This is a genomic window from Paracoccus sp. PAMC 22219 (genome assembly GCF_000787695.1).
Classification (GTDB): Bacteria; Pseudomonadota; Alphaproteobacteria; order Rhodobacterales; family Rhodobacteraceae; genus Paracoccus.
The window spans coordinates 1-10,231 of sequence record NZ_BBPH01000109.1 but is presented as its reverse complement, the minus strand read 5'-3'; the positions used below and the strand labels follow the sequence as shown (position 1 = coordinate 10,231).

Below are 10,231 nucleotides of genomic sequence, written 5' to 3'. Positions count from 1 at the left end.
GCTGGGCTCCTCGGGCGCGGTCTCGTCCTCGGCCTCGACCTCGGCGCGGGCCTCACTGCCCGCGGCGGCCTCCGGGCCGGTGGGCGCGGCGGCCGCGGGGGGCATCGCCGGGGCCAGGTCGACGAACACCGCGTCCGGCAGGCCCGGCGGGGCGCCCGCATCGGCGCGCCCCATGATCCAGATCCCCGCCCCCACATGCGCCGCCAGCACCCAGGACCGAGGCACCCGCCCACAGCCCACCCTCGCCCAGCATGCGCAGGCCGCGCCCGCTCATGGCGCAGCGCCCGCGGCGGCCTCGGGCGGGGCCTGCACGGCATCCAGACCGACCAGCGCGATCTTCAGATAGCCGGTGTCGCGCAGCGTGTTCATCACGCCCATCAGGTCGCCATAGGCCACCGCGCGATCGGCGCGCAGAAAGATCCGCTGTTCGCGGTCGCCCCCGGTCGCCGCCGTCAGGGCCGCGGCCAGCGCACCCGGCGCCACGTCGTCATCGCCCACGGCCAGGCTCAGGTCCGGCCTGACGCTGACATAGACGGGCTGTTCGGGCCGTTCGGCCTGGGTCGCGTTCGACACCGGCAGATCGACGTTCACGTCCACCGTCGCCAAGGGCGCGGCCACCATGAAGATGATCAGCAGCACCAGCATCACGTCGATGAAGGGCGTGACGTTGATCTCGTGGTTGTCGGCCAGATCGTCGGTGTCGCGGATGCCTCCGGCCATGGCCTAGCCCCCCGCCACGGGCCGCGGCCGCGAAAGTCCAGGTCGCGGCTGACCATCTGCTGGACGCCCGCGGCGGCATGGCCCAGACGCATCCGGTACCCGGTGACGGCGCGGGCAAAGACGTTGTAGATCACCACGGCGGGGATCGCCGCGACCAGGCCGATGGCGGTGGCCAGCAGCGCCTCGGCGATGCCCGGCGCCACGACGGCCAGGTTGGTGGTCTGCGATTCCGAAATCCCGATGAAGCTGTTCATGATCCCCCAGACGGTCCCGAACAGGCCGACAAAGGGCGCGGTCGACCCGATGGTTGCCAGCACCCCGGTGCCGCGCGCCATGCGGCGGCCCGCGGCGGCCTCGATCCGGTCCAGCTGGGATGCGACGCGTTCCTTGACGCCATGATCGCCCGCCTGCGCCAGCGCGGGTTCGGACCGGCGGTATTCCTCGGCGGCGGACCGGATCATGCGCGCCACCGGATCGCTGCGGCGCGCGATCCCGGCCAGGGCGTCGGGCAGGGACGCGGCTTCCTGGATGCGGCGGGTGGCGGTCGCGGCGCGGCGGGTGGCGGCCCACAGCTCGATCAGCTTCACCAGCAGGATGGTCCAGGTGATGACCGAGGCCACGGCCAACCCGATCATCACCGCCTTGACCACCCAGTCGGCGGCCAGGAACATGCCCATCGGCGACAGGTCATGCGGCAGCCCGGGGTCGCGTTCGGCGACGACGGGCACCGGCTGCGGCGCATCGGCCGTGGGTGCCGGTGCCGGTGCGACCGGGGCCGTGGGCGCAGGCTGATCGGGCGCGGCAAGGTCCGCGGGCGTTGCGGTATCCGCCGGTGCCGGGGCCGCGGGCGTCGCCGGGACCTCGACCTGGCCCTGCGGCGCGGGGGTGTCCTGGGCCATGGCCCCACCGGCCAGCGTCACGGTGACCAGAAATGCGGCAAGCCCCGCGCGAAGCGGCTGTCTGGGCAGATGGGTCATGGCGGTCCTTGCATCCAGTTGGCATCGGGCAGGCGGGCGCGAACGGGCGGCGGGCCTGCAACGGTTTGGGGCGTTATCGGCCCGCTAAGTAAAACTGTCAACTATTAGAAACACGCCCCCGCTTGCGCGGGATGGCGCGGGCGGCCACAGTCGCGCCATGACCCAAGCCCCCCGCATCCCCGCCATGATCCTTGCCGGAGGCGCGCGACCCGCATGGGCGGCGGCGACAAGCCCCTGATGTCATTGGCCGGGCGACCGATGCTGGCGCATCTGCTGGACCGCCTGCGCCCGCAGGCCGGGCCGCTGGCGCTGAACGCCAATGGCGATCCGGCGCGGTTCGCGGATTTCGGCCTGCCGGTGCTGGCCGACAGCCTGCCCGACCGCCCCGGACCGCTGGCCGGGGTGCTGGTGGCGATGGACTGGGCGCGGGACCTGGGGGCCACGCATGTGCTGACCGTGCCGGGTGATTCGCCCTTTCTGCCGCCCGACCTGGCGGCGCGGCTGTGGGCGGCGCGGGGGCCGACCGGTCTGGCGCTGGCCGCGGGCGACGACGCGCAGGGGCCGCGCGACCATCCGACCCTCGGCCTGTGGCCCGTGGCCCTGCGCGACGATCTGGCCGCGACGCTGGCTGCGGACCAGCGGCGCGTGCGCAGCTTTGCCGATCGTCATCAGCCGGGCCGCGCGGTCTGGCCGGACGCGGTATTCGCCAACATCAACACCCCCGCCGACCTGGCGGTGGCCGAGGCCCGTCTTGCCGCGCTTTGACCGGATCGTCATCCTGGACTGGTCGGCGGCGGGGCGCCCGACGCGGGGCGCCGATTCGATCTGGATCGGCGACGACCGCGGCCTGCTGGCCAACCCGCCGACGCGGCTCCAGGCGCATCGCCTGCTGCGGGACATGGCCGAGCCGGGCACGCGGCTGCTGATCGGGGCGGATTTCGCCTTCGGCCACCCGTCAGGGCTGGCGCGGCAGATCACCGGGCAAGGCAATGCGTTGGCCCTGTGGGACCATCTGGACGCGCAGCACAGCGACGACGACGGCAACGCCAGCAACTATCGCGATGTCGCGGCGGGGCTGAACCGGGCGCTGGATGCGCCGGTCTTCTGGGGCGACGGGCGGCGGCTGGCCACGCCGGACCTGCCGCGGCTGAAGCCCCCGCCCCATCCCGACCTGGCGCCCCATCGCGTGACCGAAACCCCCGTTCCCGGCGGCCCGCGCCCGAAATCACCCTTTCAGCTGGCAGGCGCGGGGGCGGTCGGCGCGCAGGCCCTGACGGGCATCCCCTGGCTGAACCGCCTGCGGCAGCGGGCGGGCACCGCCGTCTGGCCGTTCCAGCCCTGGCAGGACGCGGCGGTGGTGCTGGCCGAGGTCTATCCCTCGATGCTGGGACGGCTGGATGTCGCGGGCTGGCCCTGCCTGGACGCGGCGCAGGTCGGTCTTCTGGCGCGCACGCTGCGCGCGCTGGACGACCGCGACGCGCTGGAGCCGATGCTGGCCCCCGACCCCCGCATCACCGATCTGGCAGCCGAGGGGCAGATCCTGGGCTTTGGCCATGACGCGGTCCTGCGGGCGGCGATGCCCTAGACGGGCGGCGCGGTGGACCTGCCGATGACCAGCTCCGCCTCCAGCAGCTCCTGCACCGGCGCGCCCGGACCGCCGGTGATCCGGTCGATCAGCAGCGCCGCACAGCGCGCCCCCGCCACCCGCACGGGCGAGCGCATGGCGCTGAACACCGGCACCGCATCGCGGTTCGCGTAATAGGACAGGTCGTCGTCAAAGGTCAGCACCGACACGTCGCGGCCCAGGATCAGCCCCCGCTCCTCGATCGCCTGGCGCACGCCGGTGGCGATCATCGTGGCCGCGCACAGGAACGCGGTCGGCGCCTCGGGCCCCGCCAGCAGCGCGCGCGCCTGCGCATAGCCATAGGCGGCGGTCATCTCTCCGGTCGCCATCAGCGCGGGGCCGCGGCGCGTGGCCCGCATCGCGCAGCGCACGCAGGTATCCGTCGCGGCGGCGGCGCGCGAAATCCAGCCGCTCGTCGCCGTTCAACAGCGCGATGCGCACATGGCCCAGCTGCAGCAGGAACCCGGTCCCGCGTTCGAACGCGCGCAGGTTGTTCACGTCCACCCAGCTGTAGGGGCCGTCATGCCCCGTCACCCGCCCATGCACGACGAACGGCAGCCCGATCCGGTCCAGCAGCGCCGGGCGCGGGTCGTCATGGCGCGGAAACTGCACGATCACGCCGCCGATCAGCCCCTTGGACGACAGCGCGCGATAGGCGTCGGGCTGATCCTCCTCGGGGACGACGGTCAGGTTGATCTCGAACCGGCGGCGGGCGCATTCCTCTCCGACCCCGGCCAGGAAATCGGCATAGATCGGGTTCACGATCTCGTTCCGGCCACCGATGGGGATGACGCAGCCGATGGTGCTGGCATGCCCCATCGCCAGGAAGCGGGCATGGGCGTTGGGCTGATACCCGTGCTGTCGGGCCGCGGCGATCAGGCGGGCGCGGGTCGCCTCGTTCACTTCGGGGTGGCCGTTCAGGGCGCGGCTGACCGTGGTCGCGGACATTCCGACCAGCTTGGCGAAATCCTTGAGCTTCATCGTCTGCACGGGCCATGGGGCTGCGGCGCGGTGTCGCGCCGGGATGCGGGGGCCCTATCCATGGCGCGAACGCGCGCCCATGGCAACCGCCGCGCCACCGGCCGCGTTGACAAACGCGCCGAACGCGCCAACCTGCACCCCGCGACCCAGCAGAAAGCCCGCCCATGCCGAACCGCACCCTTGCCCTTCTGGTCCTGCTGGCGGCGGTGGCGTTCGCCGTCTCTCCGCTGCTGTTTCCGGGCTTTGCGGGCTATGACCCCGACCGCTTTCCGATCCCCCAGCAGGACCCGCCGATCCAGCCCGCGGGCTGGGCCTTCTCCATCTGGGGGGTGATCTATCTGTGGCTGATCGCGGGCGCCGCCTTCGGCCTGTGGCGCCGCGCCGATGACGAGGGCTGGCTGCCGCTGCGTGCGCCGCTGCTGGTCAGCCTGGTCGTCGGGTTCTTCTGGCTGCCGGTGGCGCAGCGCCTGCCGGGGCTGGCCACGCTGATGATCCTGGCGATGCTGGTCAGCGCCATCGTCGCGATGGTCTGGGCCGGACGCCGCGACCGCTGGCTGGAGGGGCGGCCCATCGCGCTGTACGCAGGCTGGCTGACGGCGGCGTCGGGCGTGTCGGTGGGCATCTGGCTGGGCGGTCACGGCTGGCTGTCGGCGCAGACGGCCGCGATCCTGTGCCTGATCGCGGTCAGCGCGCTGGCACTGGCGGTCCAGTCGCTGCGCCCGCGCGAATGGGCCTATCCGGCGGCGGTCATCTGGGCGCTGGCCGGGATCGTCGTCGCCAACTGGGGCGCAGGCAACTGGCCAGTGATCCTGATCGCGACCCTTGGCGCCGCGGCGCTGGCGGGTCGCATCGCCACCACCCGCTGACATCACGCACCCAAGGAGAAAGCCCATGAGACGCCGCCTTTTCCTGTCCCTCGCCACCGCCCTGCCCGCCCTGGGCCTGAACCGCGCGCGGGCGCAGGACGCGCCCGGCTTCACCTTTCCGTCGGTGGACGGGGGCAGCTATGACACCGCCCAGTGGCGCGGCAGCCCGGTGCTGGTCGTCAACACCGCGTCCATGTGCGGGTTCGCGGGCCAATTGGCCGACATGCAGGCGCTGCACGACGCCTATGCCCCGCGCGGGCTGGTGGTGCTGGCCGTGCCGTCGGACGATTTCAACCAGGAGCTGGCCAGCGGGGCCGAGGCCAAGGAATATTGCGAACTGCAATACGGCCTGACCCTGCCGATGACCGACATCCTGCACGTGGCCAAGGGGGATGTGCACCCGTTCTATGCCTGGGCGCGGGACCAGACGGGGTTCGTGCCGCAATGGAACTTCAACAAGGTGCTGCTGGACCCGCAGGGGCGCATCGCGGGCACCTGGGGGTCGTTCGTCAAGCCCGGCGGGCGCCAGATCATGGGTGCCGCGACGCCGTACCTGACCTGATCACCACGGCACCCGCGCGCCCTTCCAGTCCCAGAAGCTGCCGGTATCGTCCGCCGTCAGCCCGTCGATCACCGCCAGCAGCGCCTCGGCGCTGCGATCCGGCGTGATGGTCGGATAGCGGGACGCGTATTTCGCGGTCAGCGGCGTCTCCACCGTGCCCGGATGCAGTGCCACCAGGATCGCGTGGCGATTGCGGCGGCGGTATTCGATGGATGCGGTGCGGATGATCTGGTTCTGCGCCGCCTTGGCCGCGCGATAGCCGATCCAGCCGCCCAGATCGTTGTCCCCGATCGACCCCACCCGTGCCGACAGCGACGCGAACACTGCCCGCCGGTCCCGCGCCAGAAGCGGCCCGAACGCCTGGATCGCCAGCGCGACCCCGGTGGCGTTCAGCGCGAACTGTCGCGCCATGGCGTCCGCATCGACCGCGTCCAGCGATTTTTCCGGCTGGTGCCCGTCGATGACTAGCGCGCCCGTCGTGTTCACGATCAGATCAAAGGACTGCCCCGCCAGCCGTGCCGCGTGATCCGCGACCGTGTCGGCCCGCGTCAGGTCCAGCCCGTCGCGCGACCGCGACACGCCCGTGACCTGCACGCCCTGCGCCTCCAGCCGCGCGGACAGTGCCCGCCCGATGCCGCCCGTCGCCCCCAGGATCAGCGCATTGGTCACGATTTCACCTCCTCATAGGCGGTCAGGGCGCGGGCGCGGCCCTCGGCCAGCGAAATCCGCGGCATGGCGCGTTTCGTCAGGTCCAGGTCCCAGGACCGCGGGATGGCCGCGCCGAATTCCTGCGCGCCGGGCGCGTCGGGGCGCATCCAGTGGTCCTGGTACTGGTGCTTGCCGTCGAACTTCTCGGCCTGCGTCTCCGGATTGAAGATCCGGAAATAGGGCGAGGCATCCGGTCCGCAGCCCGCCACCCATTGCCAGTTCATCGCGTTCGACGCCGCGTCCCAATCGGCCAGGCAATGCTCGAACCACGCCAGCCCCACGCGCCAGTCGGTCAGCAGGTGTTTCGTCAGATAGCTGGCGGTGATCATCCGCACGCGGTTGTGCATCCGCCCCGTGACATACAGTTCCCGCATCCCGGCATCGACGATGGGCACGCCGGTGCGGCCCCGCCGCCAGGCTCGGCGTCGTCATTGTCGGCGCGCCATGGAAAATCGTTCCACTCCTTGCGCCAGCAGCTGCGGTCCATGTCGGGCGTCTCGGCCATCAGCTCGCGCGCAAATTCGCGCCAGCAGACCTCGGACAGGAACGGCTCGATCCCCGGAATGCCCTGCGCGAACTCTCCGCGGCATCGCGACCAGATGCGGCGCGCGCTGATCTCTCCGACGGCCAGCGCGTCCGACAGGCCCGATGTCGCGCGGGGCCGCCAGGGATGGTCGCGATCCGCCTTGTAGCCCGCGACATCGCCGGTCAGGAACTCTTCCAGCCGTGCATGGGCCTCGTCCTCTCCGGCGCGGATATGGGCGGCCATGACGTCCCAGCCCCGGTCCATCGCGCGCGCGCCTCGGGCCAGTCGGTGCCGTCGCTGTCGGGCCAGTCATCGGGCGCGGACAGCGACGGCGGCGCCAGGGGCTGGGCGATGTCGACCTGGCGCACCGCCTTCCAGAACGGAGAGAAGACCTTGTAGACCCCGCCCGACCCGGTCAGCACCGACCCCCGCGGCACCAGATCGGCCAGCGCGTGCAGATGCAGCCTGGCCCCGCCGCGTTCGACGGCATCGGCCAGCCCGTCATCGGACGCAAAGGGAAACCCCACCGTCGTGTGCACCGCATCCCCGCCCGTGTCGCGCAGGACCTGTTCCAGCACCGCGGCCGGATCGCCCCGGCGCACGATCAGCCGGCTGCCGACGCGCCGCAACGCGCGGTCCAGCGGCTCCAGCGCCATCGCCTGGCGCTGCGCGCTGGCGGGCTGGGCATGCGCCTCCCTGGGGTCCAGGATCACCAGCGGAATCACTGCGCCCGCGGCTGCCGCCGCGACCAGCGCGGGGTGGTCGTCCAGCCGCAGAACCCGCCTGAACCAACAGATGACCGTCATCGCATTCTCCCTTGATGCCCAAATGATCACGCACCAGCGGCGATATGGTTTCATCACCCCTGCCGCGTGCAAAGAAAACGCGCGGCATTGTCACACCGGGCCGGGGTGGTATAGCTGAAACCCCGCCCGCCCATAAGGCCCACAGCCCTTGTCCGATCCCAGCTTTCCCCCCGGCTTCGTCTCGCTTGTCTCGGCAGGTCCCGGCGATCCCGACCTGCTGACGCTCAAGGCCGCGCGCAGGCTGTCCCAGGCGGACGTGGTGCTGTTCGACGACCTGGCATCCGGCCCGGTGCTGGACCATGCGGGACCGCAGGCCGACCTGATCGCGGTGGGCAAGCGCGCGGGCCGTCCGTCGGCGAAACAGGACGCGGTGAACGCGCTGATCGTGCAGCACGCGCAGGCCGGGCGGCGCGTCGTGCGCCTGAAATCCGGCGACAGCGGCATCTTTGGCCGGCTGGAGGAGGAACTGGTGGCCCTGACCGCCGCCGGCATCCCGTGGGAGATCGTGCCCGGCGTCACCTCGGCCAGCGCTGCGGCGGCGGCGATGGGCATGCCCCTGACGCGGCGGCTGACCGCGCGGCGGGTGCAGTTCGTGACCGGGGCCGACATCACCGGCCAGCTGCCCGGCGACATCAACTGGGCGGCCCTGGCCGACCCGCTGACCACGACCGTGGTGTTCATGGGCCAGCGCAGCTTCCCAAGATGGCGCAGGGGCTGATCGACCACGGCCTGCCCCCCGACACCCCCGCGCTGCTGGCCGAGGCCGTGGGCCATCCCGGCCAGCGCCTGCTGCCCGGCACCGTGGCCTCGCTTGCAGACCTTCTGTCGCGCGACGGGCCGGCCAGCCAGCCGGGGCTGATCCTCTATGGACCGCTGGCCCTGCCGGCCTGAGGGTTCCGCCCCCGGCGGGGGCCTTTGCCTAAAATGCACATCAAGCAAGACTGGCCAGGCGGGCCGGTTAAGACCATCTTAACACCTGCCCCCTGTCCCCGGCGCCCCTGGCCGGACAACCCGCAGTATTGCCATGATCGTGTATCGCCACGTGACGACCTTTGGCGTCACCGAACAACGCTGGCTGACCAATCTGACCGACCTCGAGATCGTCGAGGCCGATGGACGCCTGCTGCTGGTGGCGGCCAACCATATCCGCGGCGGCATCAGCACCTATGCGATCAGCGACCCCGCGGCCCCCATCACCATGCTGCGCACCCGCCCCTATCTGGCCGATTTCACCTATCAGGGGCCGCCCCAGATCACCGCGATCCACATTGGCGGCGACACGATGATCCATGTGGGCCAGATGGGCGGGGCCAGCAACCTGGGCGTGTCGCTGCGCGGCGACATCGGGGCGATGTCCACCTTTGGCTGGCTGTTCGGCACCAGCCTTGGCCCGCAGGTGACCGCCCTGGGCCAGGTCGATACCGGCCAGGCGCAGGTGCTGTATTCCGCCCAGGGCGGCGGGCTGACGCTGACCACGCACCGGATGGGCGCGGACGGTGCGCTGGTGCGGGCGGGCCAGGCCACCGTCGCCACCCCGGCGGGCAGCACCGATGCCAACCTGGACAAGATCACCGATGTCAGCGTGGACGGCCAGCGCATCCTGATCTCGATCTCGGGGAACGGGAACTTCATCGCGACGCATCTGGTGTCGGCCTCGGGGGGGCTGACGCCTGGCATGGTGCACGGGGCGGACCGCGGCACCGGCTATGACGTCCCGTCCGACGTGGATGCGGTCCAGTTCGGCGGCCGCACCTATGTGGTGATGGCCGCGACCGGGTCCGGGTCGCTGACCGTGTTCCGCCTGACCGCCGACGGGCGGCTGACCACCGTCGATCACGTCCTGGACGAGGGGACGACCCGCTTCCAGAACGCCACCGCGCTGGAGACCGTGGTCCTGGGCGGGCGGGCCTTCGTCTTTGCGGGCGGGGCCGATGACGGGATCAGCGTGTTCACCATGCTGCCCGACGGGCGGCTGCTGCACCTGACCACCATCGTGGATACCGATGCGATGACCTTGGCCGATGTCACCGACATCGAGGCGCGGGTGATCGGCGGCCGCATCCTGCTGTTCGTCAGCTCCGGGACGGAGACGGGCGTGACGCAGTTTGTCTTCGAACCGGGTCCGATCGGCGCCACGGCCACCGCCGGGGCAGGCACCGCGCGCGGCGGTGCGGGGGGCGACCTGCTGGTCGCAGGCGCCGACACCACCCGGATCGAGGGCGGCGACGGCAACGACATCCTGGTCGCGGGGACGCGCCCGGTGACCCTGGTGGGCGGCGCGGGGGCCGACATCTTCGTGCCGTCGCGGGTGACGGGGCGGATCACGATCCTGGACTATGACCCCGCGGTGGACCGGCTGGACCTGTCGCTTCTGGGCAACATCCGCAGCGTCTGGCAGCTGCGCTTCATCCCCACCGCCAGCGGGGTGATGATCATCTATGGCGACACCATCCTGGACATC

General features: G+C 71.6%; 11 protein-coding genes and 4 pseudogenes. 6 read left to right on the top strand and 9 right to left on the bottom strand.

The window, feature by feature from the left end; genetic code table 11:
- The 3 genes and pseudogenes from TY51_RS12710 to exbB all read right to left on the bottom strand — a co-directional run.
- Positions 1-225, bottom strand: a pseudogene (locus tag TY51_RS12710) (hypothetical protein); the annotation flags it as partial.
- Positions 226-270: 45 nt separating this feature from the next.
- On the bottom strand, positions 271-720 hold the full coding sequence (gene exbD / locus TY51_RS12705) for a TonB system transport protein ExbD (RefSeq protein ID WP_042250078.1): 450 nt from the start codon (positions 718-720) through the stop codon (positions 271-273).
- Positions 645-1,697, bottom strand: coding sequence for a tonB-system energizer ExbB (exbB, locus tag TY51_RS12700; RefSeq protein ID WP_081994990.1), 1,053 nt, complete (start codon positions 1,695-1,697; stop codon positions 645-647). The genes exbD and exbB overlap by 76 nt, the downstream gene beginning before the upstream one ends.
- 213 nt (positions 1,698-1,910) lie before the next feature.
- Here exbB and mobA point away from each other — a divergent pair, with 213 nt between their 5' ends.
- Together mobA and TY51_RS12690 are read left to right on the top strand one after the other, a co-directional pair.
- Complete coding sequence (gene mobA, locus TY51_RS12695) at positions 1,911-2,462, top strand: molybdenum cofactor guanylyltransferase MobA (protein WP_042250077.1); 552 nt, start codon at positions 1,911-1,913, stop codon at positions 2,460-2,462.
- Positions 2,449-3,282, top strand: a complete 834-nt coding sequence (locus tag TY51_RS12690; RefSeq protein WP_042250076.1) for a hypothetical protein — start codon at positions 2,449-2,451, stop codon at positions 3,280-3,282. The genes mobA and TY51_RS12690 overlap by 14 nt, the downstream gene beginning before the upstream one ends.
- Here the strand turns inward: TY51_RS12690 and TY51_RS24335 are convergent.
- Both TY51_RS24335 and TY51_RS24330 read right to left on the bottom strand, forming a co-directional pair.
- Entirely contained in the window at positions 3,279-3,635 is a 357-nt protein-coding gene (locus tag TY51_RS24335) for a substrate-binding domain-containing protein (protein WP_307536655.1), read from the bottom strand. The genes TY51_RS12690 and TY51_RS24335 overlap by 4 nt on opposite strands.
- Positions 3,636-3,729: 94 nt before the next feature.
- Positions 3,730-4,269: pseudogene (locus TY51_RS24330) on the bottom strand (LacI family DNA-binding transcriptional regulator); the annotation flags it as partial.
- A gap of 197 nt (positions 4,270-4,466) precedes the next feature.
- Here TY51_RS24330 and TY51_RS12680 point away from each other — a divergent pair.
- Together TY51_RS12680 and TY51_RS12675 are read left to right on the top strand one after the other, a co-directional pair.
- A complete protein-coding gene (locus tag TY51_RS12680) occupies positions 4,467-5,168 on the top strand; it encodes a tryptophan-rich sensory protein (protein WP_042250075.1) in 702 nt (233 codons plus the stop codon).
- Between the two features lie 25 nt (positions 5,169-5,193).
- Positions 5,194-5,730, top strand: coding sequence for a glutathione peroxidase (locus TY51_RS12675; RefSeq protein WP_042250074.1), 537 nt, complete (start codon positions 5,194-5,196; stop codon positions 5,728-5,730).
- Here the strand turns inward: TY51_RS12675 and TY51_RS12670 are convergent, their stop codons facing one another.
- Genes TY51_RS12670 through TY51_RS24315 form a run of 4 tightly spaced genes read right to left on the bottom strand, consistent with a single transcriptional unit; the run spans position 5,731 to position 7,770 of the window.
- Positions 5,731-6,399 carry an SDR family NAD(P)-dependent oxidoreductase gene (locus TY51_RS12670; RefSeq protein ID WP_042250073.1) on the bottom strand — a complete coding sequence of 223 codons (669 nt, stop codon included), beginning with the start codon at positions 6,397-6,399 and terminating at the stop codon, positions 5,731-5,733.
- A complete protein-coding gene (locus tag TY51_RS24325; RefSeq protein ID WP_307536650.1) occupies positions 6,396-6,812 on the bottom strand; it encodes an FAD-binding domain-containing protein in 417 nt (138 codons plus the stop codon). The genes TY51_RS12670 and TY51_RS24325 overlap by 4 nt, the downstream gene beginning before the upstream one ends.
- Positions 6,764-7,207, bottom strand: coding sequence for a hypothetical protein (locus TY51_RS24320; RefSeq protein WP_307536647.1), 444 nt, complete (start codon positions 7,205-7,207; stop codon positions 6,764-6,766). The genes TY51_RS24325 and TY51_RS24320 overlap by 49 nt, the downstream gene beginning before the upstream one ends.
- A complete protein-coding gene (locus tag TY51_RS24315) occupies positions 7,147-7,770 on the bottom strand; it encodes a deoxyribodipyrimidine photo-lyase (protein WP_307536644.1) in 624 nt (207 codons plus the stop codon). Before TY51_RS24315 ends, TY51_RS24320 begins: the two co-directional genes overlap by 61 nt.
- A 148-nt stretch (positions 7,771-7,918) precedes the next feature.
- Between TY51_RS24315 and cobA the strand changes: the two are divergent.
- Both cobA and TY51_RS12655 read left to right on the top strand, forming a co-directional pair.
- Positions 7,919-8,661 (top strand): annotated as a pseudogene (cobA, locus tag TY51_RS12660) (uroporphyrinogen-III C-methyltransferase).
- A gap of 133 nt (positions 8,662-8,794) precedes the next feature.
- Positions 8,795-10,231, top strand: a pseudogene (locus tag TY51_RS12655) (calcium-binding protein); the annotation flags it as partial.